The 26120-nt window shown below is 72.2% G+C and carries 20 protein-coding genes; 15 read left to right on the top strand and 5 right to left on the bottom strand.

Translation table 11 applies throughout. The annotated features are described in order from the left end of the window. The first annotated feature begins 102 nt into the window (after positions 1-102). Positions 103-2811: a putative bifunctional diguanylate cyclase/phosphodiesterase gene (locus BJY16_RS00440; protein WP_185037157.1), complete on the top strand. Its 2709-nt coding sequence runs from the start codon at positions 103-105 to the stop codon at positions 2809-2811. A 129-nt stretch (positions 2812-2940) separates the two neighbouring features. Further along, the gene (locus BJY16_RS00435; RefSeq protein ID WP_185037156.1) at positions 2941-3243 is read left to right on the top strand and encodes a hypothetical protein; all 303 of its coding nucleotides are present in this window, start codon (positions 2941-2943) and stop codon (positions 3241-3243) included. A 68-nt stretch (positions 3244-3311) separates the two neighbouring features. On the opposite strand, the gene BJY16_RS00430 is transcribed toward BJY16_RS00435, so the two are convergent. From BJY16_RS00430 to BJY16_RS00420, 3 genes are all read right to left on the bottom strand, one after another. Further along, the gene (locus BJY16_RS00430; RefSeq protein ID WP_185037155.1) at positions 3312-3659 is read right to left on the bottom strand and encodes an MmcQ/YjbR family DNA-binding protein; all 348 of its coding nucleotides are present in this window, start codon (positions 3657-3659) and stop codon (positions 3312-3314) included. A 131-nt stretch (positions 3660-3790) separates the two neighbouring features. Beyond that, positions 3791-4720 carry a hypothetical protein gene (locus BJY16_RS00425; RefSeq protein WP_185046990.1) on the bottom strand — a complete coding sequence of 310 codons (930 nt, stop codon included), beginning with the start codon at positions 4718-4720 and terminating at the stop codon, positions 3791-3793. Positions 4721-4783: 63 nt separating this feature from the next. Beyond that, a complete protein-coding gene (locus BJY16_RS00420; RefSeq protein ID WP_239177997.1) occupies positions 4784-7504 on the bottom strand; it encodes an ATP-binding protein in 2721 nt (906 codons plus the stop codon). Positions 7505-7625: 121 nt separating this feature from the next. Between BJY16_RS00420 and BJY16_RS00415 the strand changes: the two genes are divergently transcribed. The 4 genes from BJY16_RS00415 (at position 7626) to BJY16_RS00400 (ending at position 11103) form a co-directional block, all read left to right on the top strand. Continuing rightward, entirely contained in the window at positions 7626-7874 is a 249-nt protein-coding gene (locus BJY16_RS00415; RefSeq protein ID WP_185037153.1) for an SCO4226 family nickel-binding protein, read from the top strand. Between the two features lie 157 nt (positions 7875-8031). Continuing rightward, complete coding sequence (locus BJY16_RS00410) at positions 8032-8568, top strand: winged helix-turn-helix domain-containing protein (RefSeq protein WP_185037152.1); 537 nt, start codon at positions 8032-8034, stop codon at positions 8566-8568. After that, positions 8568-9806, top strand: coding sequence for an MFS transporter (locus BJY16_RS00405; protein ID WP_185037151.1), 1239 nt, complete (start codon positions 8568-8570; stop codon positions 9804-9806). The genes BJY16_RS00410 and BJY16_RS00405 overlap by 1 nt, the downstream gene beginning before the upstream one ends. A 43-nt stretch (positions 9807-9849) precedes the next feature. After that, on the top strand, positions 9850-11103 hold the full coding sequence (locus BJY16_RS00400; protein ID WP_185037150.1) for an ABC transporter substrate-binding protein: 1254 nt from the start codon (positions 9850-9852) through the stop codon (positions 11101-11103). A gap of 1059 nt (positions 11104-12162) precedes the next feature. Here the strand turns inward: BJY16_RS00400 and BJY16_RS00395 are convergent. Beyond that, positions 12163-12756, bottom strand: coding sequence for a TIGR03086 family metal-binding protein (locus tag BJY16_RS00395; RefSeq protein WP_185037149.1), 594 nt, complete (start codon positions 12754-12756; stop codon positions 12163-12165). Between the two features lie 62 nt (positions 12757-12818). Between BJY16_RS00395 and BJY16_RS00390 the strand changes: the two genes are divergently transcribed. Beyond that, a complete protein-coding gene (locus tag BJY16_RS00390; protein ID WP_203759364.1) occupies positions 12819-13238 on the top strand; it encodes a MarR family winged helix-turn-helix transcriptional regulator in 420 nt (139 codons plus the stop codon). On the opposite strand, the gene rnhA is transcribed toward BJY16_RS00390, so the two are convergent. Continuing rightward, positions 13239-13706 carry a ribonuclease HI gene (gene rnhA, locus BJY16_RS00385; RefSeq protein ID WP_185037148.1) on the bottom strand — a complete coding sequence of 156 codons (468 nt, stop codon included), beginning with the start codon at positions 13704-13706 and terminating at the stop codon, positions 13239-13241. It lies immediately after the preceding gene. Positions 13707-13902: 196 nt separating this feature from the next. On the opposite strand from rnhA, the gene BJY16_RS00380 reads away from it, so the two are divergent. The 8 genes from BJY16_RS00380 to BJY16_RS00345 all read left to right on the top strand — a co-directional run bounded on the left by BJY16_RS00380 (position 13903) and on the right by BJY16_RS00345 (position 26012). Then, positions 13903-14808, top strand: coding sequence for an ABC transporter ATP-binding protein (locus BJY16_RS00380; protein WP_239177994.1), 906 nt, complete (start codon positions 13903-13905; stop codon positions 14806-14808). Continuing rightward, positions 14805-15566 carry an ABC transporter permease gene (locus BJY16_RS00375; RefSeq protein WP_239177995.1) on the top strand — a complete coding sequence of 254 codons (762 nt, stop codon included), beginning with the start codon at positions 14805-14807 and terminating at the stop codon, positions 15564-15566. The genes BJY16_RS00380 and BJY16_RS00375 overlap by 4 nt, the downstream gene beginning before the upstream one ends. Before the next feature lie 85 nt (positions 15567-15651). Continuing rightward, entirely contained in the window at positions 15652-16488 is an 837-nt protein-coding gene (locus BJY16_RS00370) for an ABC transporter ATP-binding protein (RefSeq protein ID WP_185037146.1), read from the top strand. Next, on the top strand, positions 16485-17303 hold the full coding sequence (locus BJY16_RS00365) for an ABC transporter permease (RefSeq protein WP_185037145.1): 819 nt from the start codon (positions 16485-16487) through the stop codon (positions 17301-17303). The genes BJY16_RS00370 and BJY16_RS00365 overlap by 4 nt, the downstream gene beginning before the upstream one ends. After that, a complete protein-coding gene (locus BJY16_RS00360) occupies positions 17300-18439 on the top strand; it encodes a sensor histidine kinase (protein WP_185037144.1) in 1140 nt (379 codons plus the stop codon). The genes BJY16_RS00365 and BJY16_RS00360 overlap by 4 nt, the downstream gene beginning before the upstream one ends. Before the next feature lie 119 nt (positions 18440-18558). Next, on the top strand, positions 18559-19176 hold the full coding sequence (locus tag BJY16_RS00355; RefSeq protein WP_185037143.1) for a response regulator: 618 nt from the start codon (positions 18559-18561) through the stop codon (positions 19174-19176). 524 nt (positions 19177-19700) lie between these two features. Continuing rightward, positions 19701-20918, top strand: a complete 1218-nt coding sequence (locus BJY16_RS00350; protein ID WP_311775284.1) for an IS110 family RNA-guided transposase — start codon at positions 19701-19703, stop codon at positions 20916-20918. Positions 20919-21176: 258 nt separating this feature from the next. Next, entirely contained in the window at positions 21177-26012 is a 4836-nt protein-coding gene (locus BJY16_RS00345; protein ID WP_185037142.1) for a Calx-beta domain-containing protein, read from the top strand. The last annotated feature ends 108 nt before the right edge of the window (positions 26013-26120 follow it).

Raw genomic sequence — 26120 nt, 5'->3', positions numbered from 1 at the left:
CCGGGCCGGGCGCTACCGCTTTGCACCCGGCCCTCCTCTCATCCCCGCGCGATCCGGCCCGATAGCCCCGGTTGACCAGTAAACCGAGGCGGAGGCGTCGCGATGACTCTCAACAACGCGGAAGGACCAGCGGACATCCGCCGCTGGGTCCGGATCTGCATCGCCGTCGCATCGGTGCTGGCGGTGCTCACCGTGCTGATCGTCGCCGGGGTGGGCGGGCCGGGCCTGTCCAGCTGGGCACTCGCCGCCGCCGCCGGGGTCGCCGCCGCCACCTGCTGGTGGCGTGCCCGGCTCTTCACCGGCCGGGCCCGCTGGGGCTGGACGGTGCTCGGCGCCGGGGTGCTGAGCTGGGGCGCCGGCCTCTGCTACACGCTGGTCGAGTTCTGGCCGACCGGCGGTGACACGGTCATCCCGTCCCTGGCCGACGCCGGGTACCTCGGTCTGCTGGCGCTGGCGCCGATCGGCCTGCTGGTCCTGCCGAGCGCCGCGCAGCCGCTGGTCAACCGCGCCCGCAGCGTGCTCGACGGCATGCTGGTCGCGGTCTCGCTGGTGCTGGTGAGCTGGGTCTTCGTGGTCGACAGCCGGCTCGACCCGGCCGACGACGGGCTCGGGTTCTACCTCACCCTGCTCTACCCGCTCGGCGACATCGTGATCGCCACCATGGTCGGCTACATGCTGCCGCAGCGGCGTGCGCTCTACCGCTGCTCGGCCGACCTGACCTTCTTCGGGCTCGGGATGGTGGCCTTCGCGGCCTCCGACATCGGCTACGCCTACCTGCGGATGATCCACGACTACCAGGCCGGGTCGATGATCGACCTGGGCTGGCTGATCGGCTTCGGGCTGATCACCGTCGGTGCCGCCCGGCCCAAGGACGCCGAGCCGCTGAAGAGCGAGTTCAGCCCGCGGATGCGGATCGGCGGGGTGATGCTGCCGTACGCGGCGGTCGGGGCCGCGCTCTTCGCCAGCGTGCTGTTCCACATCACCACCGGGCACAGCAGCCCGTTCGTGGCGTACACCCGCTCGCTGCTGATCCTGCTGCTGATCGGCCGGCAGGTGCTCACCCTGCTGGAGAACCGCGGGCTGACCCGGAACCTGGAGGCCCGGGTCGAGGCGCGGACCGCCGAGCTGTACGCCCGGGAGCAGCACTTCCACGCGCTGATCCGGCACAGCTCGGACGTGATCACGGTGATCGACGCGGACGGCCGGGTGACCTACCAGAGCGAGTCGATGCAGCGGGTCTTCGGCTACCCGCCGGAGGTGTTCGTCGGCCGGCACTACACCGAGCTGCTCGACGCCGAGGTGTCGATGCGGCTGGCCGAGGCGATGCGGCAGGTGGCGGCCCGGCCGTACGCCACCGCCACCCGTGAGGTGGTGCACACCCACCAGGACGGCCGCAAACGCCCCTCCGAGATGATCATCACGAACCTGGTGGACGACCCGCACGTGGGCGGCTTCGTGCTGAACACCCGGGACATCAGCGAGCGCAAGGAACTGCAGGACCAGCTGGTGCACGAGGCGTACCACGACCCGCTGACCCAGCTCGCCAACCGGGCGCTGTTCCGTGACCAGACCGTGGCGGCGCTGCGGCGTACCGCCGACCTGACCGTGCTGCACCTGGACCTGGACGGCTTCAAGCGGGTCAACGACAGCCTCGGCCACCTGGCCGGCGACCAGCTGCTGGTGCAGATCGCCGACCGGATCCAGACCTGCGTGCGGTCCGAGGACGTGGTGGCCCGGTTCGGCGCCGACGAGTTCGCGGTGCTGATCGAGGCGGCGTCGTTCACCGAGGCGGAGCGGGTCGCCCGCCGGATCCTCGACGACCTGGAGGCGCCGATCGAGGTCGGCGCCCGGCAGATCCACGTCCGGGCCAGCATCGGCCTGGCCACCGCGGCCTCCGCCGAGGACGGCGACCAGCTGCTCCGGCACGCCGACCTGGCCATGCACCACGCCAAGACGGCCGGTGGCGGGATCTTCACCAGTTACCGCCCGCAGATGCAGGAGGGCTTGGTCGAACGCCTGGAACTGGAGAACGACCTGCGCGCCGCGTGTGAGAACCACGACCTGCGCCTGCACTACCAGCCCACCATCGACCTGGACACCAACCAGGTGGTCGGCTTCGAGGCGCTGGTCCGCTGGCCGCACCCGACCCGCGGCATGATCAACCCGCTGGACTTCATCCCGATCGCCGAGGCCACCGGCCTGATCGTGCCGCTCGGCCGCTGGGTCCTGCACGAGGCCTGCCGCCAGGCGGTCGAGTGGAGCAAGGCCGCCGACGGCCGGCCGCTGAAGATGTCGGTGAACGTGTCGGTCCGCCAGTTCGACCAGGTCGACTTCGCCGAGACGGTCGCCGCGGTGCTGGCCGAGACCGGCATGCCGGCCGACCGGCTCTGCCTGGAGATGACCGAGTCGGTGCTGATGACCGACACCGAGGCGAACCTGGAGCAGCTGGTCCGGCTCAAGGCCCTCGGCCTCACCCTGGCCATCGACGACTTCGGCACCGGTTACTCGTCGCTGGCCTACCTGCGCCGCTTCCCGGTCGACACGCTGAAGATCGACCGCTCCTTCGTCGAACGCCTCGGCGGCGTCCTCACCGGCGACACCGCCCTGACCGACACCATCGTCCGCCTCGGCAAGAGCCTGGGCATGGCCACGGTCGCCGAGGGCATCGAGGAGTTCGGCCAGCTGGCGGCGCTGCGCGAGATGGGTTGCGGCTTCGCCCAGGGCTACTACTTCTCCCGCCCGGTCCCGGCCCAGGAGGCCGGCCGCCTCTTCCTGGAGGGCGCCGACACCCCGGTGGAAACCGCCGTCTGACGGACCGCTTCCACCCCGGACCGCCCCTTTTCGGTACGCCGAATCGCCCGCGCGTGCCTGCCCGAGGCACGCGCGGGCGATTCGGTTGGTCGCTGGCGCGGGCGCGGTGGAGCTGTCAGGGTGGCGGCCATGGATCGCTACGCGGGCCGGGCCCGGCTGATCTGGCAGGCGAACAGCGTCACCTTCCTCTGCGACGAGGAGATCGACGTGACGATCGCCGCCGAGGCGGACGGGTGGTCGGCCGGTGGGCGGTTCGTCCAGTTCAGCGAGGAGGAGTGGGCGGGCTTCGCGATGCTCTGCGAGCTGGACCCGGTCTTCGAGCTGGCCTTCGACGACGGCAGCAGTTTCTGGGTGGTCGCCCACCCGGACGAGATCCACGGCACCTTCCGCCTCACCGAGTTCGTCGAGGGCGACGAGCAGACCGCCGCCTGAACCGACCACGACGAGCAGCCGCCGCCGAGCCGGCCACCGGCCACCGCTGTGCCGAGCCGGTGCCGGGGTCAGGCCAGGCGTGGGAGGTAGGCGGTCCAGACCTTCTTGGGGACGACCATCCGCCAGGCGTCCAGGACCAGCTCGGTCATCTCCTCCTCGTCGAGCTGGTCCAGCCGGGCCACGACCCAGTTGAAGCGCATGTCGGACTCGCGGGGCAGCTGGAACTTGGCGGGGCTGGCGGCGACCAGGGCGGCCCGCTCCTCCTTGGGGAAGCCGAACCCCATCGTCGTCTCGTCGCGGGAGAACGCGACATAGACGATCTTGCCCACCCGGAACTTCACTCGGTCCCGGATCAGGTGCTCCTCGCTGCGCGGCAGATCCCGGGCGATCCGCCGAACGTCATCGACGGTGACCATGCCCCGAACCTAGCGCTGTTCCGGGGTCCGGCCGAGTGCGAGGCGAGGTCAGGAGTGTGGCGGGCCGCTGCCAGGTGCGCTCCTGGCCACGCCGCAGCCCCGGTCGGACCCCGGGTACGACAGGAATCCGCTCACAGACCGCGCGGCCGGGGCACCGGTGGGCGCCTCCGTGGCTCCGGCGGAGGAGAAGGCGGCGAGGCGGAGGAAGGGGGAGTGGGCGAGGTCGAGGAGGCAGGCGGAGACGTGGGGAAGCTGGGCTCGGGAGGCGGCGCCGGGGTGGAGGGGTCGTGCACCTTGGCACGGGCCACCCGGTCGGCGGTGAGTTTGTAGGTGGCCGCCCGGACCAGTTCCTCCGGTACGCCGTGCCGCCCGCCGCCCTCCGGCGAGGTGGCGTGCCGGCGGGGTGGTGGCACTTCGGCGGTCGGTTCCGCCTCCGCGATCCCGGACCACTGCGGGTCCGGCAGCGACGAGTAGTGCACCCCGCCGACCGCCTGAGGCCCGGGGATCCCGGGCACCACGTGCGGTGCCGGGGCCGGGAAGCCGACCACCGGGGTCTCCGGCGGACCCGCGGCCGCAGCCCTCCGCCGGCCCGGCATCGGCACCGGGTCCGGGGCGGCGGCGGAGATGGACGGCGCCAACGGAGCGGGGGCGGCCGGGGTCGCGGGAGCCGGAAATGGAGCGCCCGCGGACGGTGCGGGTGCGGGTTCGGGAGCCGGGAACGGAGCGCCCGCGGACGGTGCCGGTGCGGGCGCGGGAGTGCCCGGCACGGGGATGGGACCGAGTGGCGCGGTCGGCTCCGGCGCGGGCGCGGCCGAGGCGGGCTCACCCGACCGGGACACCGCCGCCGACGCGCGGACCGCGCCCCGCCGGCGCCGACCGGCCACCCGGGCGGCCAGGCTGAACGCTCTCCGGGCCGCCTGGTCGTAGCCGTCCCGGTACGCCTCTTCCCGCTCGTCCCCGCTGGCCCGCCGCTCGTGCCAGCGTCCCACCGCATACCCGACGCAGCCTGCGAACGCACTGAGCAGGACGAGCAGAATGACGGTGTTGCCCGGAGCGGTCATGTGCGTATTGTGCCGATCCGGATAGACCGTGAGCTATGGCCCGTTTGACGTACCCCAATGGAATTAGCTCGAAGGCTCAACCGTTGCGAGCCAGCTCGCGATCTGCGTGCGGCGGGTCACCCCGAGCTTGGTCCGGATGTGCTCGACGTGCGCCGCCACCGTCCGCGGCGAGATGACCAGCTCCCCGGCGATCTCCCGGTCGGTGCGGCCGGAGGCGACCAGCCGGGCGATCTCCAGCTCGCGCGCGGTGAGCAGCGGCGGCGCGGCGGAGCCGCCCGCCGGGGTGCCGGCCAGCCAGACCGCCGGCAGCGGGTCCCAGGCCGCGCGGGCCGCCGCGACCAGCGCCGCCGCGTCCCCGGGCCGGCGGGACCGGTGCGCGCACCGGGCCTGGTCGAGCAGCACCGCGGTGCCCTCCCAGAACCGCCGCCGCCCGGCCCAGAAGGCGGCCGCCGCGGACAGCGAGGCGCGTGCCTTACCGGTCTGCCCCTCGGCCAGGTGGATCAGTCCCCAGGCGTGGTCGAGCGCGCCCAGCGTTCCGGGGATCTGCCGCTCGACGAGCAGGCCGGCCACCCGGCCGAGCCAGTCCCGTGCCTGCGTCGGCCCCTTCCCGGCGAGGTAGGCACGGGTGCCGCTGACCGCGTACGGAAAGAGGTAGGAAGCGTCCCGGACCGCGGCCGAGGCCGCGTAGCCCTCCTCGCACCAGGCGATCGCCGCGTCCGCGTCCTCCTCGAGAAGGGCCAGCTCGGCCAGGCCCCACCAGGCCGGCGAGACCCGCTGCAGCTCGCGCATCGCGCCGCCGAGCTCGGCCGCCTCGGTCAGCGCGGCCCGCGCCGCGGCCAGGTCGGAGCGGCCGAGCGCGGCATAGCCGAGCACGTGCAACGCGGTGATCCGGGTGGTGATCCCGCCCCGGCCGTCGGCGAGCGCGGCCCGGGCCCGCGCCGCGGCGCCGTCGAAGTCGCCGGTCGCCCAGCGGACGTGGGCCAGGTGGGCGGCCATGTAGTGGCGGTCGTTGAACCGCTCCACCCGGTCGGCGTAGGCGATCCCCTCGGCCAGCCAGCGCTCCGCCCGGTCGTAGTCGACCAGCACCGAGGCGGACGAGCCGAGCATCCGGTACGCCCGGGCCGCCTCCCGCTCCCGGTCGGCCGCGGCGGCCCGCTCGATCACGCTCTCCAGCAGCGCGTACCCCTCGTCGAGCCGGCCCAGGAAGAGCAGCACCGAGCCGACCGTGGCGTCCACGTCGCACCCGTGCGCCAGCCGGCCGTGGTCGAGCGCCTCGGGCAGCCGGCGGTCCAGCATGTACGCCGCCGCCAGCGCCGCGTGCAGCTGACCGAGCACCTCGCCGTCCCCGGCGGCCAGCGGCAGCCCGGCCCGGAGCATCTCGGTGCGCCGGTCCAGCCCGTCCCCGAGCAGGTGCCGCACCGCCACCCACCCGGGCAGCAGCGCCGCCGCGGCCAGCGGTTCCCCGGCGTGGAGCCGGAGCCGGTACGCCTCCGCGTACGCCCGGTCCGCCCCGTCGTTGTCGTCGATCGCCGCCAGCTCCCCGGCGAACGCGGTGAGCAGCGCCGCCCGGGACGCCCCGGCGGCCAGCGTGCGCAGCGCCCGGCGGTACAGCTCGGCCGCCTCCTGGTGTGCGGAGAGGGCGGCGGCCTCGGCGGCGGCGCTCACCGCGTACCGGAAGGCTTCCTCCGGACGCTGGGCCCGTTCGTACTGGTCACTGAGGAAGGCGGCCGCGAAGCCGGCTGCCGCGGCCGCCTCGGCGGCCCGTCCGTGCAGCTCCCGGCGGCGCAGCGGGGTCAGGTCGGCGTACAGCGCGTCGCGGATCAGCGCGTGCCGGAAGTCGAACGCGGTCCCGTCCGCCCGCGCCTGCACGAAGAACCGCTCGCCCAGCTCGCGCAGCGCGCCGTCGAGCACCTCAGGCGGCCCGCCGGTGATCGCGGCGAGCAGGTCCAGGTCGAACGACCGGCCCAGCACCGACGCCGCGCCGGCCAGCGCCCGCGCGTCCGGGCTGAGCTGCTCGGCCCGGAAGAGCACCGCGTCGGCCAGCGTGTCCGGCACCCTGTCGGCCGCGGCCAGGAACTCCTCGACGTGCAGCGGGATCCCGTCGCTGCGATCGAAGACCGCCGTCACGGCCGGATTCGGCAACGTGCTCCCGGCGATCGCGGCGGCCAGCGCCGCGGTGTCGGCGCGCCCGAGCCGGGGCAGCCGGACCTCCTCGGCGTGCCGCTGGGTGAGCAGCCGGGTGCGCCAGATCCGCATCGGGACCCGCGGATACAGCTCGTCGCTGCGGTAGGTGCCGACCACCAGCAGCGGCCGGGACCGGGCCCGTGGGGCGAGCCGGGCGAGCACCTCCAGGGTCAGGTCGTCCGCCCAGTGGAGATCCTCCAGTGTGATCAGAACCGGTCGCTCGGCGAGCTGGTCGAGCAGCTCGACAAGGTCGGTGACGAGCAGCCGCCGGTGCCGGTCCGGGTCGCCGGCCGGCTCCTCCCGCAGCCGTTCCGTCATCCGCGCCCCGGCCTCGGCGGTGGCGGCGATCCGGGACAGCCGGGCGCCGAGGTCGGTGAGCAGCCCGGCCGCCGACCCGGCGTCGCCCGGCGCGGCCCCGGCCGCGACCACCAGGAAGCCGGTGGCCCGCCGGCTGATCTCGCCGAGCAGCCGGGTCTTGCCGATCCCCGCCTCGCCGGCCAGGAAGAGCAACGCCCCGGCGCCGCCGGCGGCCTCGGCCAGCCGCCGCCCGGCCAGGTCGAGGAGATCGGCTCGTCCGATGAGGACCGGACTGCTGTGCATCACAGCGGAACTTTAGGAGCGCCGCACCCGCTTCCTAGGTGTTATGACCGATGTCCGACGGCGCCGGCCGGAGCACGCTGAGCGGGTCACTGATGCGCCGCACTGCGAGGAGACATAGGCGATGGCGAAGTTCATGGACGTCCACGACGGCTTCTTCGGGGTCACCCCGGAGCAGCTGAGTGCGGCGCACGACGCCGACCTGAAGATCGAGGGCGAGGAGGGTGTGCACTTCGAGCGCGCCTGGCTCGACCCCGAGTCCGGCAAGGTGTTCTGCCTGAGCACCGGGCCCAGCAAGGAGGCCGTGATGCGCGTGCACGAGCGGGCCGGCCACCCCACCACCCAGGTCTTCGAGCTGACCGCCGAGGTCTGAGTGGGCAGCCGGGGCGCGGTTCGCCTGGGGGCCGGCCCGCGCCCCGGCTCATTCACGATCAAGACCGGTTTCCGGTACGCCTCCGTCCCGCCGGAACGGCCGGCGCCATTGGTAAATACTTGTTGCGCAACAGTTCTTTACCTTGCATGCTGGGGGCATGGCTGAGATCCGTGACGAGGCCGTCCTCAAGGCCGTCGCCCACCCGCTGCGCCGCCGCCTGCTCGACACGCTGCGCGTCGACGGACCCTCGATGCCCAGCGCGCTGGCCCGGGCCACCGGCCAGGCGGTCGCCAACGTCAGTCACCACCTGCGGGTGCTGGCCGACGCCGGGCTCATCGAGGAGGCCCCGGAGCTGGCCCGCAACCGCAAGGAGCACTGGTGGCGGATGGGCGACCCACGCCTGTCGTGGAACCCGGCCGACTTCTCCCCGGAGGCCGCCGAGGCGGCCGACGCGATCGGCCTGCAGCGCCAGATCGACCTGATCCGCACCTGGCTGGGCAGCCCGGCGTCGCGCACCGAGCCGTGGGTGACCAGCGCGATCGCCGCCGACTTCTGGCTGCTGCTGTCCCCGGAGGAGCTGGCCGAGCTGGGCGCCGAGCTGGAGGCGCTGGTGCTCAGGTACCGCGGCCGGGCCCCGCGGGAGGACCGGGTGCCGGTGTTCGTGATGGGCCGCGGCTTCCCGGCGAGGCCGTGATGACCGGCATCCTCGCCGATCCGGAGTTCCGCAAGCTGTGGGGCGGGCTCACGGTCAGCAAGCTCGGCAGTTCGGTGGCCGCCGTGGTGACCCCGCTGCTCGCGGTGCAGGTGCTGGACGCCGACGCGTTCACGGTCAGCCTGCTCACCGCCGCCGCGTGGCTGCCCTGGCTGCTGATCGGGCTGCCGGCCGGCGCCTGGGTGGACCGGATGGCCAAGCGCCCGGTCCTGCTGGCCTGCGACGTGGTCAGCGCGCTGCTGGTCGCCAGCGTGCCGGTCACCGCCTGGCTCGGCCACCTCACGGTCGCCCACCTGCTCGCGGTCGCCCTGTTCACCGGCGTCGCCTCGGTGTTCTTCGAGGTCGCGCACACCGGTTATCTGCCGGCCATGTTCTCCGCCGGCGATCTGGTCCGGGCGAACGCGCTGACCCACGGCAGCGACGCGGCCACCCAGATCGCCGGCCCGGCCCTGGCCGGGCTGCTCGCCGCGGTCACCGGCGCGGTCGCCGGCCTGGCGGTGGACGCGGCCAGCTTCGCCGCCTCGTTCCTCGGGCTGGCGCTGATCCGCCGACCGGAGCGCCCGGTCGCCCGGCCGCCCCGGCAGCACCTGACCCGGGAGATCAGCGCCGGGGTCCGCTGGCTGCTGCACGATCGCTACCTGCGCAACCTGATGCTCAACGGCATGGTGGCCAACCTGGCGCTGACCGGCTACACCGCGATCATCGTGGTCTTCCTGGTCCGCGAGGTGGGGGTGGGCACCGGCACGGTCGGGCTGCTGCTCTCCGGGTCCGGGCTGGGCGGGGTGGCCGCGGCCGGGGCGGCGCCGTTCCTGGTCGGCCGGTTCGGCGCGGCCCGGGCGATGCTGGTCTGCAAGGTGGCGGCGGGGGTGTCGTCGCTGCTGATCCCGTTCGCCGCGCCGGGGGCCGGGCTGGTCGCCTTCGTCGCCGGGACCGCGCTGGTGTCCGCGTTCGTGGTCGCCGGGAACGTGATCGTGGGCAGCTTCCGCCAGGCCTACGTGCCGCCGGAGCTGCTCGGGCGGGTGCTCACCGCGATGCAGTTCGTGAACTACGGGATGATCCCGCTCGGCGCGGTGCTCGGCGGGGTGCTCGCCACGGCGTACGGAAATCGGCCGGCCGTCGCCGTGATGACCGTGACCTATGCGCTGTCCGGCCTGATCGTGGCCTTCGGGCCGTTCCGGGCCCGCCGCGACCTGCCCGAGCCGGCGCTGGCCGCGGGATGATCCGACACGGCGCTTTGCGGCGATCGGTAATAGTCTGAGCGGCATGCGCATGGTGGCCGTTCTGGCAGTGGCCGCGCTGCTGGGTGCCGCCGGCTGCGGGTCCGGCGGCGACCCGGAGCCGCCCCCGCCCCGCACCGTCGAGGTGTTCACCTGGTGGGCCGAGGGCGGGGAGAAAGCCGGGCTGGACGCGCTGGTCGCCCGGTTCGCCGCGGACTGTCCCGGCCAGCGCTTCGAGAACGGCGCGGTGGCCGGCGGCGCCGGGGTGAACGCGAAGCGGGAGCTGACCCGGCGGATCGCCCGCAAGGATCCGCCGGACACCTTCCAGGCGCACGCCGGCGCCGAGCTGACCGAGTACATCGACGCCGGTCAGGTGCAGGATCTGACCGCCTACTACGACGCCTGGGGGCTGCGCGCCGCGCTGCCCGCCGGGCTGGTCGACGACCTCACCGTGAACGGCAAGATCTACTCGGTGCCGGCCAACATCCACCGGGCCAACGTGATCTGGGCCAACCCGGCGGTGCTGGCCCGGGCCGGCCTGCCCAGCACCCCGCCGAAGGATCTGCCGGCCTTCCTCGACGACCTGGCGGCGCTGCGGGCGGCCGGCGTCGAGGCGCCGCTCGCCGTCGGCCGGGACTGGACCCAGTTGATGCTGCTGGAGGCGGTGCTGATCAGCGACCTGGGCGCGTCCGGGTTCGCCGGCCTGTTCACCGGCGAGACCGACTGGGCCGGCGCCGCGGTGACCCGGGCGGTCGCCGACTTCACCCGGCTGCTGAGTTTCGGCAACCCGGACCGGGACAGCCTGGACTGGCCGCAGGCCGAGCGGCTGCTGATCGACGGCAAGGCCGGTTATCAGCTGATGGGCGACTGGGAGGCGGCCGACCTGACCGCGAAAGGCTTCCCCGGGTACGCCTGGTTCACCTTCCCCGGCAACGGCACCACCTTCCAGTGGCTGGCCGACGCGTTCACCATGGCCACCGGCACGCTGAACATGGCCGGCACCGAGTGCTGGCTGAAAACCGTCGGATCGGCCGCCGGCCAGCACGACTTCAACGCCGCCAAGGGCTCGATCCCGGCCCGGACCGACGTGCCGTCCGCTGGCCTCTCGGCCTACCAGCAGTCCGCGATGGCCGACTGGCGGTCCGGCACCCCGGTCCCGTCCTGCGCGCACGGGTCGGCCTGCTCCCAGCCCTGGCAGAACGCGATCAACGCGGCGCTGACCGCCTACACCACCCGGCGGGACCCCCGCGCCCTGCAGGCCGACCTGGCCCTGGCCGCCGACCAGTTCATCCGCCGCTGAGCAGGCGCCGCCCCGCCCCAGCCCGCCCCACCCCCGCCCCAGCCGACCGCGACCCGCGCTCCGGCCCAGGCCGCAGCGCGCCTCGCGGTTCTCCGGCTGGCTCCCACGGGTGTCTCAATCGTCGCGAGGCACCCGTGGCGCCCAGCCGGACGACCGTGACGCGCGCTCCGGTCCAGGCCGCAGCGCGTCTCGCGGTGTTCCGGCTGGCTTCCACGGGTGTCTCAATCGCCGTGAGGCACCCGTGGCGCCCAGCCGGTCGGCCGTGACGCGCGCTCTGGTCCGGGCCGTGGCGCGTCTCGCGGTGTTTCGGCTGGCTCTCGCGGGTGTCTCAGTCGCCGTGAGGCACCCGTGGCGCCCAGCCGGTCGGCCGTGACGCGCGCTCTGGTCCGGGCCGTGGCGCGTCTCGCGGTGTTTCGGCTGGCTGTCACGGGTGTCTCAGTCGCCGTGAGGCACCCGTGGCGCCCAGCCGGTGGACCGTGACCCGCGCTCTGGTCCGGGCCGTAGCGCGTCTCGCGGTGTTCCGGCTGGCTCCCACGGGTGTCTCAACCGTCGTGAGGCACCCGTGGCGCCCAGCCGGTCGACCGTGACCCGCGCTTCGGCCCGGGCCGTAGCGCGCCTCGCGGTGTTCCGGCTGGCTTCCACGGGTGTCTCAATCGCCGTGAGGCACCCGTGGCGCCCAGCCGGTCGACCGTGACCCGCGCTTCGGCCCGGGCCGTAGCGCGCCTCGCGGTGTTCCGGCTGGCTTCCACGGGTGTCTCAATCGCCGTGAGGCACCCGTGGCGCCCAGCCGGTCGACCGTGACCCGCGCTCCGGTCCGGGCCGCGGCGCGCCTGGCGGTGCTTCGGCTGGCTCTCGCGGGTGTCTCAACCGTCGTGAGGCACCCGTGGCGCCCAGCCGGTCGGCCGTGACCCGCGCTCTGGTCCGGGCCGTAGCGCGTCTTGCGGTGTTTCGGCTGGCTGTCGCGGGTGTCTCAACCGCGGTGAGGCACCTGTGGCGCACAGCCGGAGGACGGCGACACGTGCTCTGGCTCGGATCGCCGGGCGGGTGGAACGGTAGCGATCAAGGGCGGCGGCCGAGGAGCAGCAGGATCTCGGTGAGCGGGTCGGCGCCGGGCGGGACCGGCCGGGCCGGGGCGAAGGCGGCGCCCGGGGCCAGCCGGTTCTCGTCGTCGGGGACGGCCCGGGCGATCGGGAGCGTGGCGGCCACGATCTCCGGGGCCGGGTGGTAGGGCAGGCCCAGGGCGGTGGCGACGTCCCAGCCGTGCACGACGTAGTCGACCAGGTGGAAGGTCACCGCGAGGCGGCCGGGGAACGGCCGGTCGGTGCCGAACTCGGGCAGCACGAACGGGCGGTCGAGCAGATCCGGGACGGCGAAGGCGTCGAGGACGTCGGTGACGGCGTCGGCGTACCGGGAGATGAAGTCGTCGCCGAGCGGACCCGGCGCCCACACGGTCTCGTCGCTGCCGCGGCCCCGGGCTGCCGCGGCGAAGCCGTGGTGCTGGGCGGTCATGTGGGCGAGCAGGGCGGCCAGGTCCCAACCGGCGCACGGGGTGGGCTTGCCCAGGTCCGCCGGAGTCGCCCGGGCGACCAGGTCGACGGTGGCGCGGACCGCCGCGGCGTGCAGCGGGCGGAGATCCTCGGTAATCGTATGCATACGCTTATCATCCGCTCGTGCTTATGAACGGTCAACCCCGGCGGGCGTGAAAGGCTGCGCGGGTGGAGCGGGACGATCTCGGGGCGATGATGGCCCGGCTGGGGCGGCGGCTGATCGCCATGGAGCAGCCGATCCTGGCCCGGCACGGGGTGTCGATGTGGGCCTACGCGGTGCTGAACGCGCTGGCCGGCGGGTCGGTGCGGACCCAGGCCGCGCTGGCCGCGAGCATCGGCGCGGACAAGACCCGGCTCATCCCGATCCTGGACGACCTGCAGCGCCGCGCGCTGATCGAGCGCGAGCCGGACCCGGCCGACCGGCGCGTCCGGCTGCTCGGGCTGACCGCTCAGGGCCGCGCCGTGCACCTCGCGGTGCAGACCGAGATCCGCTCGGCGGAGGCAGCGCTGCTCGGTGACCTGCCGCCGGCGGATCGGGACGCCTTCTTGCGTACGCTCAACGCCCTGTCCCAGCGAGCCGGCGGCTGATCAGAGCTTGGCGGCGGCCAGCGCCTCCTGCAGCCCACGGGCGGCCAGCCGGTCGGCCCGCTCGTTCTCCGGGTGCCCGGCGTGGCCCTTCACCCAGTGCCAGCGCACCTCGTGCCGGCGGACCGCGGCGTCCAGCCGCTGCCACAGGTCCACGTTCTTGACCGGCTGCCGGGCCGAGGTCTGCCAGCCGTTGGCCCGCCAGCCGCGGATCCACTTGGTGATCCCGTCCCGCACGTAGACGCTGTCGGTGTAGATGTCGACCACCAGCGGCGCCCGGGTCAGCGACTCCAGCGCGCGGATCGGGGCGGTCAGCTCCATCCGGTTGTTGGTGGTCGGGGTGGCCTCGCCGCCGCACAGATCCTTCTCCGCGGCGCCCCAGCGCAGCACCGCGCCCCAGCCGCCCGGTCCCGGGTTCGGCACGCAGGCCCCGTCGGTGTAGATCTCCACGACCCGGGTCCGCTCCGCCATGCCGGGAACCCTACCGGCGGCCCGGAGGAGGAGCGGAATGCGCCCGTGGGATGAGGCGGCGGCGTGGCGCGGCCGACAGGGTAGTGAGCGAAACCATCCGCGGCCTGCCCCGGATGGTGGTCGGGGGACGCCGCCGTATGGTGGCCGGAGGCGGATCGGATGGGCGGAGCTCATGGTGGGTGGCGACGTGGCCGCGGTGGAGATACGTGACGTCGTGGTGCGTTACGGCGACACGACGGCCGTCAAGGGGGTGTCGCTCAGCGCCCCGCGCGGGCGGGTGCTCGCCCTGCTCGGGCACAACGGCGCCGGCAAGACCAGCCTGCTCCAGGTCTGCGAGGGCTTCCGGAGCCCGGACGCCGGCACCGCCCGGGTCCTCGGCATGGACCCGATCGCCGAGCACGACGCGCTGATGCCGCGCCTGGGCATCATGCTGCAGTCCGGCGGCGTCTACCCGTGGGCCGCGGCCGGCGAGATCCTCCGGCTGTTCGCCTCTTTCGCGGCCCACCCGCTGGACCCGGAGATGCTGCTGGACCGGCTCGGCCTGCGGAAATTCGAGAAGACCCGGTTCCGCCGGCTCTCCGGCGGCGAGCAGCAGCGGCTCAGCCTGGCGGTCGCCCTGGTCGGCCGCCCCGAGCTGGTCTTCCTCGACGAGCCGACGGCCGGCATGGACACCGAGGCCCGGCACACCACCTGGCAGCTGATCGAGGAGCTGCGCGCCGACGGCGTCTCGGTGCTGCTCACCACCCACCTGCTGGACGAGGCCGAGCGGCTCGCCGACGACGTGGTGATCATGCGGTCCGGCGAGGTGGCGGCCACCGGTACGCCGGCCGAGCTGACCGCCGCGGCCGGCATCGACCTGCTCGAGGTGCGCGCCGACCCGGGCCTCGACCTGACCGGGCTGACGGCCCTGCACCAGGTCACCGAGACCTCCCCGGGGGAGTACGCGATCACCGGCGCCCTGGACACCCGGGCGCTCGCCGACGTGCTCGGCTGGTTCGCCGCCGCCGACGCGCACGTCACCGCGGTGAGCAGCCGCCGCCGCACCCTGGAAGACGTCTACCTGTCCCTGACCTCGCAGCACACCGTGGGAGCCGCCCAGTGAGCGCCGGAACCTTCGCCCCGGCGCCCGGCCGGGCCCCGATGCGCACCGTCATCGGCAAGCAGATCCGGATGGAGCTGCTGCTCACCGCCCGGCGGGGCGAGGCCGTGGTGCTGGCCATGGGCGTGCCGCTGCTGGTCCTGCTCGGCGCCGGCCTGACCCACGTCACCAACCTGCCCACCGACGACCGGCTGGGTTTCGTGGTGCCCGGGGTGCTCGCGCTGACCGTGATGTCCACCGCGTTCACCGGCCAGGCGATCACCACGGGGTACGAGCGCAGTTACGGCGTCCTGAAACGGCTCGGCGCCTCCCCGCTCACCCGCCCCGGCCTGCTGCTCGCCAAGACCGCCGCGGTCCTGGTCCAGATCGTCCTGCAGGTGCTCTTCCTGGGCCTGGTCGGCGTGCTGGTCGGCTGGCGGCCGGAGCTGAGCCAGCTGCTGCCCGCCGCCGGGGTCACCGTGCTGGCCGCGGCCGGATACAGCGGGCTGGCGCTGCTGCTGGCCAGCGTGCTCAAGCCGGAGACCACGACCGGCGCGGCCACCCTGATCTACGTGCTGATGCTCTCGGTCGGCGGGATCATGTTCGCGGCGCCGGACCTGGGCGCGGCCGGCTGGTTCCTGCTGCCGCTCGCCGCGCACGCCCAGGCGCTGCGGGACACCCTGCTGGACGGCGGCAGCATCCCGCTGTCGATCTGGCTGGCCCTGGCCACCTGGGCGGTGGTCTGGCCGGCCGCCGCCGCCCGGAGCTTCCGCTGGGAGTGACCGGCGTGTCCATCGATCGGTGGACAACCGGTGACCGCCGCGCGGTCGTCGCGCCGGGACGCCCCGGACAGCGACGATCGTCGGTATGGAAGCCATCGAGGTAACCGGTCTACGCAAGACCTATCGGGACAAGGAAGCGGTCCAGGGCATCGACCTGGTGGTGGCCCGCGGCGAGATCTTCGCGCTGCTCGGGCCGAACGGCGCCGGCAAGACCACCACGGTGGAGATCCTCGAGGGGCACCGGCGCCGCAGCTCCGGCGACGTGCGGGTGCTCGGCGAGGACCCGGGCGCCGCCGGGCGGGCCTGGCGCACCCGGATCGGCATCGTGCTGCAGGACGCCGCCGACGCCGCCGACCTCACGGTCGGCGAGATGGTCCGGCACGTGGCCGGCTTCTACCCGGCGCCGCGCCGGCCCGACGAGGTGATCGAGCTGGTCGGCCTGACCGCCAAGAAGACCAGCAAGATCCGTACGCTCTCCGGCGGCCAGCGTCGCCGGGTGGACGTGGCGCTGGGCATCGTCGGGCAGCCCGAGCTGCTCTTCCTCGACGAGCCGACCACCGGTTTCGACCCGGAGGCGCGCCGCCAGTTCTGGGAGCTGATCCGCACCCTGGCCGGCGACGGCACCACGATCCTGCTCACCACGCACTACCTGGACGAGGCCGAGGCGCTCGCCGACCGGCTCGCGGTGCTGGCCGACGGCCGGATCGTCGCTGAGGGCACCCCGGCCACGCTCGGCGGACGGGCCGCGGCCGGCGCCAAGGTGAGCTGGCAGGAAGCGGGACGGACGCGTACCGAAGAACTCGCCGACCCGAGCGACCTGATCCGCAAGCTGGTCGCCGACGGCATCGACCTGCGCACCCTGACGATCACCCGGCCCACCCTCGAGGACACCTACCTCACCCTGATCGGAGCGAACCGATGACCGCCACGACCACCGCCCGGAGCGCGTCGGCCGCCTCGATGAGCCTGAGCCGCGGGCACGTGGAGATCCTCCAGTTCCTCCGCGACCGCACCTCGGTGATCTTCACGTTCCTCTTCCCGGCGATGCTCCTGCTGCTGTTCGGAACGATCTTCGGCGACTCCTACGAGGGCACCGGGGTGACCGCCAGCCAGGTCTACACCGCGAGCATGCTCGCCTACGGCGCGCTGACCACCGGCTTCGTCACGATGGGCGCCGGCCTGGCGATGGACCGGGAGGACGGCACCCTCAAGCGGCTGCGCGGCACGCCGCTGCCGATGGTGTCCTACCTGGCCGGCAAGCTGCTGCTGGTGTTCGTGCTGGCGGTGGCCGAGGCGGCGCTGCTGCTCCTGGTCGGCTGGCTGGTCTTCGACATGCCGATGCCGGACGCGAGCCACTGGCTTACCTTCGCCTGGGTGTTCGTGCTCTCGGTGACCGTCTGCACCCTGCTCGGCATCGCGGTCAGCGGGATCGTCAAGCACGCCCGCAACGCCGGCGCGATCCTCAACGTGCCGGTGGTGTTCCTGCAGTTCATCTCCGGCGTCTTCATCACCCCGATCACCGTGCTGCCGTCCTGGCTGATCACCGTGGCCTCGCTCTTCCCGATCAAATGGATGGCCCAGGGCTTCCGGTACGTGTTCCTGCCGGACAGCATGAAGCAGTTCGAGGCGGCCGGGTCCTGGGAGCTGGGCCGGATCGCGATGGTGCTCGGCGCCTGGTGTGTGATCGGATTGGTGCTGTGCCTGACGACCTTCCGGTGGAGCGACAAGGACCGATGAGTCATCGGGAGGCGGTCCACAGCGATCACACACTGTGGTGGGACGTCTACTTCGCGGTGATCGCGGTCGTCGTCTCGATCGCCGTCGCGGTGGCGGACGCCCCACCGGCCCGCCGGGTCGTCGCCGTCTCGGCCCTGGCCGCGATGGCCGTGATGCACGTCGTGGCCGGGCGCCGGATGATCCGCCGGAACGCCGACGACGCCGCCTCGGTGAGCGTCCTGTTCGTGCAGATCGCGCTCTTCTCGGTGGCGATCGTCGCGACGCCGACCGCCACCTGGCTGCTCTTCGCGGTCATCCCGCTGATCTTCCAGATGGCCCCGCTGAAGATCGCGATCGGCACGGTGATCCTGGTCAACGCGGTGCCGGTGACCGCCGACTGGCTCACCGGCACCGGCGACCTGCGAGCCGACCTGGCGATCGCCGGGGTCTCGGCCGCTTCCGGCATCTGGCTCGGCCTGTGGATCGTCCGGGTGGTCCGGCAGAGCACCGACCGGGCCAACCTGATCGCCGAGCTGGAAGCGAGCCGGGCCGAGGTGGAACGGCTCTCCCACGAGGCCGGCGTGCAGGCCGAGCGGACCCGGCTGGCCGGCGAGATCCACGACACCCTGGCCCAGGGGTTCACCAGCATCATCACGCTGATCCAGGCGTCCGACCCGGCGCTGCGCGACGAGCGCCTCGCGCTCGCGGTGCGCACCGCGAAAGACAACCTGGCGGAGAGCCGGGCCATCGTCGCCGCCCTGTCCCCGGCCGCTCTCTCCTCCGGACTGCCTGATTCGGTACGCCGGCAGGCCACCCGGTTCACCGAGGAGTCCGGCGTGCCGGCCGGCTTCCGGGTCACCGGGGAGCCCCGGGAACTGCCGACCGCGGTCGAGGTGGTGCTGCTGCGGGCAGCCCAGGAGGCGCTGACCAACGCCCGCCGGCACGCCAAGGCGAACGAGGTGGCGGTGCTGCTCGCGTACTCTGCGGCTTCGGTGCGGGTGGTGGTGCGGGACGACGGCGCGGGCTTCGACACCGCGGCGGCGGGCGGCTTCGGGCTGCGCGGCATGCGGGCGCGGGCCGCGCAGGTGGGTGGCACGCTGACCGTCCGCAGCGACCCGGACACCGGAACCACGATCGAGCTGGAGGTCCCCGCGTGACCCGCACCCCTTGCCGCCGTCGTCCGGAGGTCCCCGCGTGACCCGCACCCTTTGCCGCCGTCGTCCGGAGGTCGCCGCATGACCGGCACCCCTTGCTGTCGTCTTTCGAAGGTCGCCGCATGATCCGGATTCTGCTGGTGGACGATCACCCGGTGGTCCGGATGGGGCTGCGCGGCATGCTCGACGCCGAACCGGACCTGACCGTGATCGGTGAGGCGTCCGACGGGGCCGAGGGGGCCGAGCTGGCACTCCGCGAGCGACCCGACATCGTGCTGATGGACCTGCGGATGCCCGGCGCGGACGGGGTCGAGGCGACCGGCCGGATCCTGGCCGGCGACCGGGACATCAAGGTGATGGTGCTGACCACCTACGAGTCCGACCGGGACATCCTCCGCGCGATCGAGGCCGGCGCCAGCGGTTACCTGCTCAAGGACGCCTCCCCGGCCGAGCTGGCCGACGCCGTCCGCGCCGCGGCCCGGGGTGAGACGGTGCTCGCGCCGAGCGTGGCGTCCACGTTGGTCCGCCAGGTCCGCAGCCCCGCCCCGCCGGCCCTGTCCGCCCGCGAGACCGAGGTCCTGAAGCTGGTAGCGGCCGGCCTCACCAACGCCGACATCGGCAAACGCCTGTTCATCTCCGAAGCGACGGTCAAGACCCACCTGCTCCGGGTCTTCAACAAGCTGGACGTGGCCGACCGCACCGCCGCCGTCACCACCGCCATGCGCCACGGCCTCCTCTGACCTGTCCGCTCTCACCGCCGCGCCGTTCTCGCCCGCTCCGACCCCTCCGCCCCCGGCCCGCTCCGACCACTCCGCTCTTCCCGCCGCGCCGCCCCCGGCCCGCTCTGACCTCTCCGCCCTTCCCGCCGCGCCGATTCCGGCCTGCTCTGACCTCTCTGCCCTCACCGTCGCGCCGCGGTTTGCTCCGGCCTTCTCCGCCGGGCCGCGTCGCGGATCGTGAGCAGCGGCGGGCATCGCGTCCGAAGTGACCGTGACCGTCCACGGGCAATGAAGCGCGCGGCGATCGCTTTGGACGCGCCAGCGGCCAGATCGCCGCGTGCGGCCCGCGCTACTTAAAGAGAATTTGGTGTACGACCGCGGCCCGGCCAGGCTTGGTCGAGGTGATCGGTAGGGTGCTCAGGCCCGCGCTGCCCACTCATATGGCGGGGTGTGGCTCTCTCCCGGCTTGGACCCTGCCGGTCACCGTGGCGCGGAGTGGCTGAAGAGGGGTTTGCCCAGCTGTAAGTAGCGTTGCCCTCCCGCTGGTGTGGTTCTGCCGCGACGACGGGAAGGTCAACGGGTACATGGGTCAGCTGATCATTGGAGTCGATCCGCACAAGCGGTCCGCGACGATCGAGATCATCAACGAGCGTGAACAGGTGCTGGCCCGTGGCAGGTACGGCACCGACACCGGTGGCTACCAGCAGATGCTCGCCGCCGGCCGCCGTCACGCCGGCCGGGTGTGGGCGGTCGAGGGCTGTAACGGCATCGGCCGGCACCTGGCCCAGCGGCTGGTCGCCGACGGCGAAACCGTGCTGGACGTCCCGGCGAAACTCGCCGCGAAAGCCCGCAACTTTGACACCGGGCACGGCCGTAAAACCGACGGTCACGACGCGCACCACATCGCGGTGACCGCCCTGCGCACCCCGGGCCTGCGCCGCGTTCACGCCGACGGCGCCACCGTCGCGCTGCGGCTGCTGGCCGACCGCCGCGACCAGCTCGGCGCCACCCGCACCGAGACCATCAACCGGCTGCACCAGCTACTGCTCGAACTGATCCCCGGCGGCGCGAAGAAGAACCTGACCACCGACCAGGCCCGCACCCTGCTCGAACGCGTCAGCGTCCCGGCCGGCGACATCGTCACCGCCACCCGCTATCAGCTGGCCGGCGACCTGGCCGACGAGCTCACCACCCTGGACACCAAGATCAAAGCAGCCAACCGGCAGCTGAAGACCGTGCTGGCCGCCACCGGCACCCAGCTGACCAGCCTCAACGGCATCGGCCCCTCCGGCGCCGCCCGCCTGCTCGGCGACATCGGCGACATCAGCCGCTTCCCGACCCGCGGGCACTTCGCCACCTGGAACGGCACCGCCCCCATCGACGTGTCCTCCGGCGACAACCATCATCACCGGCTCAACCGGGCCGGGAACCGGCGCATCAACCGGGTCCTGCACATCATGGCCATCACCCAGCTCCGCTTCGACACCCCCGGCCGCGCCTACTACCAGCGCAAACGCGCCGAAGGCAAAACCGCGATGGAAGCCATGCGAGCGTTGAAACGACGCCTGTCCGACACCGTCTACCGCCAAATGATCAAAGACGACCACACGGCACAACAGACAGCGACGGGTCCGGGAGGACACACGGGGGCGACTCTGAACTCCAGCGCGGCCGACCCAAACCCCAAGATCGACACTTCGGAAAAGTCACAACCCGGACCCGCCAACCACCACCCTAAAACACCCCTCACACCAACCCCTTGACAGAGGGGTGCCGGGAGCATGCGGTCCGCACCACAGCGGACGCGCGAATATGAAGGATGTGAATGTGGTCGTTGCCGTTCATTTGCGGCGGCCGCATGCGTCCCGCCTGTGCGGGATCGGACAACCGGCGACAGCGGATGATCGATGAACGCGGGAAACGGTGATTGCCGGATAAGCCGGATCCCCGACGGCCATAATCAGGGCGGCGTGACGTATTTCCGCAGCTCAGAGCCGCATCGGTGATCTAAGGAGTTCCGCATGCGTTATCGGGTTTCGTCCCGGTTGTGGTCACCGGCGAGGTTCCGCAAGGCGGTGGTGGCTGCGGTGGCGGCCGGTCTCGGGTCGGTCTTCGTGATCGGGGTGCCCGCTTCGGCCGACGACGAACCGGCCGTGATGACCGGGTGGATGGGGGAATTCGCCGAAGGTGACGCCGACACGCACACCGCGACTCTGGCGATCACCACGGAACCGGCTCCGGCCGAGCCGGTCACCCTGCGTGTCTCCGTTGAAGAGGACGTCAACGCGGCGGACAACGGGGGACGCGGCCACGCGACCGCGGGTGTCGACTTCGACCCGGTCGCCGAGACCGACGTCGTCTACGACCCCGACTCCGATATCGGTGCGGCAACCGTCGACGTGACGATCCACGGGGACAAGCTCTTCGAGCCCATGGAGACGTTTTCCGTGGTGGTCGACGGGGTGGCTCACTCGGTCATCCTGACGGACGACGACATGCCGGCGCTCACGCCGGTGGGATTCACCAAGAAGGAGGGCTCGACGGTCGATCTCAGCGCCACGGTGAACGATCCGGTCGACGAGCGGACCCCGTTCTACGCCCATGTGATCACGGATCAGTTCCCGGGTGAGGGGCCTGCCGCGAAGCCGGCGGACATCGACGCCTCTCGTCTGGTGGAGTACGGGTCCATCGAGCCCGGGCAGAACACCATCGACCTCGGCTCGATCGACCTGCTGGCCGACAAGACCGACGAGTTCGACGAGCAGGTCATGATCGTTGTCGGGGTGGGCGGACAGGACGGCTTCGGCGTGATCGGGACGATCCAGGACGCCGACGACGAGCTGCCGCCGACGATCGTGGCGTCCCCGCCCGGGGACATGGCGATGCGGGAGGGCGCGTCCTACGAAGTTCCGTTTGACCTCGAGTTCGGTGATGGCAACGAGGCCACCAAGACCGAGAAGCCGGTGTCGGCGAGCTGGACGCTGACCCCGGGAAGCGCCACCGAGGGCGACGATTACCAGGAACCGGCCACCGGCCGGGTGGACTTCGACCCGTCCGGCCGGGGAACCGTGCACTTCGCCACCGTGGACGACGATGATTGGGAGTCGGCTGAGACGGTCTCGCTCAGCCTGCAGGACCCGGAGAACGCGAGCGGGGTCCCCGACAACCCGGTCACGCTGACCATCACCGACGACGAGAGCTACGTCGCGCCGGAGTACACGATCACGCCCGAGGTGGCGGCCACCGAGGGCCAGGAAGGGCCCGCCCGCTTCCGGGTCACCCTGGCCGAGCCGTCCGACCAGGACGAGTTCTTCGACGTCTACTTCACCGACGACAGCACCGGCGTGGGCGACTACTCCGCACCGATGAAGCTCAAGATCGATGCCGGCGCCGAGTACGCCGACGTGGACGTCTTGATTCTTGATGACGCGGCCTACGAGGCCACCGAGACGGCGACCGTCAAGGTACAGCTGGACGGGGAGGAGAGCGGACAGTCCGGCGCCCTGACGATCGCGGACGACGACGACGCCCCGGAACTGACTGTCTCGTCGTTCGACGAGGAGGAGGGTGCCACCGAGGCGCTCGGCGCCACCGTGCGCAACACGGCGCAGGACGCCATTCCCTGGACCGCGAAGGTGGAGGGTATCTCTGACTCTCCGGCAGAAGCCGGCGATTTCACCACCGACGGATTGACGCTTTCCGGCTCACTTCTTCCGGGTGACGCCCGCATCGATCTGGGCAACACCGACCTGGCGGTCGATCTGACCGACGAGTTCGCCGAGAAGGTCCGCGTCACGATCGACCTGGGTGCCGACGGTTCGCTGGGCCACTACTCGGCGGAGTCGACGATCGAGGACGGGGAAACCGAGCTGCCGCCGAACGTCGTGGTGCCGACCGAGATCGAGGCAGTCGAGGGCCAGACGACCGAGCTTGTCGCCGATCTGGATTTCTCCGCGGACGGCAATACCGCGGTCAAGACCGAGAAGCCGATCGTGCTGCTGCCCGACCTCTCTTCCGAGACGGCCACCGAGGATGTCGACTACCAGGGCTTCATTTTCGGCTCGCGGCAGATCACGTTCACGCCGCCGTCGGCGCAGGAGTCCTTCGGGATCGAGGTGTTGCCGGATGACGAGGCAGAGAACGGCGAGACGGTCACGGTTCGGCTGAGCCAGGGCGGGGACAGCGCGAACGCCACCGCGATCACCCCCTCCAACGAGGTCACCGTGAAGCTCGTCGACCCGGCCCCGCCGACCGGCTTCACCGTCACCTCCGAGGTGACCGCCGTCGAGGGCCAGGCCGAGCCGGCCCGCTTCACCGTGCAGTTGGACGAGGCGGCGCAGGTGGACACCTACTTCGACGTCACGCTCACCGACGAGAGCACCGACGCGGGAGACCGCACCGAGCCGCCGATGAAGTTGAAGATCGACGCCGGCCGGGACAGCGGAACGATCGACGTGCCGATCCTCGGTGACTCCATGTACGAGGCGGTCGAGAAGGCCGGCCTTCAGGTGGTGCAGGACGGTCAGGAGGCCGGCCAGACCGGCACCCTGGTGATCACCGACGACGACCCGGCGCCGACGATCGCGCTGAACGCGGTGGCGGGCGCGGAGGGCGGCACCATCGACGTCGTCGCCACGCCGACCGGCGTCGCCCAGGACGACATGAAGTACTCGCTGATCCCGATCGGTGACGCCGCCAACGGCGCGAACGCCGCCGAGTCGAACGACTACAGCGCCTCCGCCGACTTCGCCGTCTTGCCGGCCGGCAGCACCGGCCCGGTGACGCTGAAGACGATTTCGCTGCTCGACGACGCGATCGACGAGCCGGTCGAGACCCTCAAGGTGACTGCGGACAACGTGACGCTGGAGCCGGGTACGGTCGCCCCGGTCGAAACCCGCTACACCATCACCGACGACCCGGCAGATCTGCCGCCCACGGTCAGCCTCGGCGACGCCGTCGTGCCGGAGAACGCCGGGTTCGCTGACGTGCCGGTCCGGTTGACCTTCACCGGTGGGAACGCCGCCACCTCGACCGAGCAGCCGGTGTCCATCAGCTACCAGGTCCTGCCGGGCACCGCTAACGCCGCGGACTATCTTGCCGACGGGGTGGCCTCGCTGACCGTGCCTGCCGGCCGGCCGGAGGACACCATCCGGATCCCGGTCGTCGACGACAGGCTGCGGGAGAAGGCGGAGGCCTTCCAGGTCCAGGTGCTCTCCGTCGGGCCGACCGGTGCGACCATCGGGGGCGATGTCGGTGCCGTCGTCATCCTGGAGAGCGACCTGGACGTGAAGGTTCCGTCTTTCACGGTGACCGGCGATGCGCGGGCACCGGAGGGCGGCGTCGCCACCTTCCGGATCACGCTCAGTGAACGGGCCGAGGAAGACGTCGACTTCACGATCGGCATGCAGCCGGGCACCGCGACGCCGAGCGGCAATGACGAGGGCGAGACCGACTACACCGATCCGCCTCGGACCGTGCGCATCCCGCAGGGTGCCACCAGCGCGACCGTCGACGTTCCGATCCGACAGGACACCGTCTGGGAGGGCGACGAGTCGGCCCGGCTCGCCGTGGAGGTCGCCCCTGGTGAGCTCGGTGCCGCCGGCCCCACCCAGCAGGGCCAGCTGACGATCGCGGACGACGAGACCAAACCGGTGATCACGCTGAGCCAGACCTCGGCAACGCTGACCGAGGGTGACACCTTCGAGCTGGGCGGGACGACCAAGGGGGTGGCCCAGCGAGACCTCGACTTCGATCGTCCGGTGGTGGCCAGCTCCGTCGAGAACACGGACTACGACCTCACCGACGACGACATCACCATCCCCGGCGGCACGCCCAGCGGCACCCGGATCAAGCTCGGCACGATCCACTTCAATCGGGACGCCACCGACGAGGACACCGAGACCATCAAGATCTCCTTCGGCGGCAACGTGCTGACCTTCCAGGTCGCCGACGACCCGAGCGACACCCCGCCGGCCGTCACGATCGGCGACGAGACGGTGGGGGAGAGCGACGGGTCGGCCGAGGTGACCGTCTCGCTGGTCTTCAGCGGCGTCACCAAGGCGACCGAGCGGACCATCGCCGTGCCATGGGCGACTGTCGACGGCACGGCTGACGCGGGCAAGGACTACACCAAGTCGAGCGGTCAGCTGAAGCTGACCTCGGAGTCGCCGACGGCAGTCATCCGGGTTCCGGTCCTGGCCGACAAGCGGGACGAGCAGAACCAGACCTTTACGGTACGGCTGGGAGCACCGTCCCCGACGGGCGTCACACTGGCCAAGTCCGAGGCCAAGGTCACCATCGTCGACGACGACAAGCCGTCCGCGCCCACCCTGGTCGCGCCGACCAGCGTGGTCGGCGTCGGCCGGGTGACCCTGTCCGGGGTGGCCGGGGCGAACGCCAAGGTCGAGCTGCTGACCGCGGCCGGAACCACCGGCGGATCGTTCCGGACCGTGCTGACGGCGAAGGCGGACGACGACGGCGTCTACCAGTTCACGCCGAACTTCACCCTCGGATACCGCGTGATGGCGCGGGCAAACGGGCTCAGCTCACCGATTCGCACGGTCCAGGTGAAGCAGGACCCGGCGCTGGTCGTGGTCTCCTCCTCGAAGCGCACCGTGACGCTGTCCGTCAAGGGCGACCCGGACGAGCCGGACCAGCGGGTGATCATCCAGCAGAAGGTGTCCGGCGAGTGGCGTGAGGCCGACACCGGCGAGCTCAACGGGGCCGGCAAGTTCACCACCACGCTGAAGTCCCTGAAGTCCGGCAGCACCTACGTATACCGCGCGGTGATCGCTTCCACTCCGTCCCTCGGCGTCCTCTCCGGCGCCTCGGACCCGGTGACCGTCAAGGTGAAGTGACGCTCCTCTCGGTCGTGAAGCTTTCTCCGCCGGAAAAAGGCGTTCCGCCAAAAACGGTCCGATATGCCGGTTAGATTACGGATGGCTCCGCCTCACGTGGACCTTCAG

The organism is Actinoplanes octamycinicus (genome assembly GCF_014205225.1).
Classification (GTDB): domain Bacteria; phylum Actinomycetota; class Actinomycetes; order Mycobacteriales; family Micromonosporaceae; genus Actinoplanes; species Actinoplanes octamycinicus.
This window is presented reverse-complemented; position numbering and strand designations above follow the sequence as displayed.

Coding starts and splice junctions, on each gene's coding strand:
- BJY16_RS00425 (WP_185046990.1), bottom strand. CDS start 4,720: ATGACCGCTCCGGGCAACACCGTCATTCTGCTCGTCCTGCTCAGTGCG.
- BJY16_RS00360 (WP_185037144.1), top strand. CDS start 17,300: ATGAGTCATCGGGAGGCGGTCCACAGCGATCACACACTGTGGTGGGAC.
- BJY16_RS00345 (WP_185037142.1), top strand. CDS start 21,177: ATGCGTTATCGGGTTTCGTCCCGGTTGTGGTCACCGGCGAGGTTCCGC.
- BJY16_RS00405 (WP_185037151.1), top strand. CDS start 8,568: ATGACCGGCATCCTCGCCGATCCGGAGTTCCGCAAGCTGTGGGGCGGG.
- rnhA (WP_185037148.1), bottom strand. CDS start 13,706: ATGGCGGAGCGGACCCGGGTCGTGGAGATCTACACCGACGGGGCCTGC.
- BJY16_RS00370 (WP_185037146.1), top strand. CDS start 15,652: ATGGAAGCCATCGAGGTAACCGGTCTACGCAAGACCTATCGGGACAAG.
- BJY16_RS00430 (WP_185037155.1), bottom strand. CDS start 3,659: ATGGTCACCGTCGATGACGTTCGGCGGATCGCCCGGGATCTGCCGCGC.
- BJY16_RS00420 (WP_239177997.1), bottom strand. CDS start 7,504: ATGCACAGCAGTCCGGTCCTCATCGGACGAGCCGATCTCCTCGACCTG.
- BJY16_RS00365 (WP_185037145.1), top strand. CDS start 16,485: ATGACCGCCACGACCACCGCCCGGAGCGCGTCGGCCGCCTCGATGAGC.
- BJY16_RS00395 (WP_185037149.1), bottom strand. CDS start 12,756: ATGCATACGATTACCGAGGATCTCCGCCCGCTGCACGCCGCGGCGGTC.
- BJY16_RS00400 (WP_185037150.1), top strand. CDS start 9,850: ATGCGCATGGTGGCCGTTCTGGCAGTGGCCGCGCTGCTGGGTGCCGCC.
- BJY16_RS00435 (WP_185037156.1), top strand. CDS start 2,941: ATGGATCGCTACGCGGGCCGGGCCCGGCTGATCTGGCAGGCGAACAGC.
- BJY16_RS00410 (WP_185037152.1), top strand. CDS start 8,032: ATGGCTGAGATCCGTGACGAGGCCGTCCTCAAGGCCGTCGCCCACCCG.
- BJY16_RS00415 (WP_185037153.1), top strand. CDS start 7,626: ATGGCGAAGTTCATGGACGTCCACGACGGCTTCTTCGGGGTCACCCCG.
- BJY16_RS00355 (WP_185037143.1), top strand. CDS start 18,559: ATGATCCGGATTCTGCTGGTGGACGATCACCCGGTGGTCCGGATGGGG.
- BJY16_RS00440 (WP_185037157.1), top strand. CDS start 103: ATGACTCTCAACAACGCGGAAGGACCAGCGGACATCCGCCGCTGGGTC.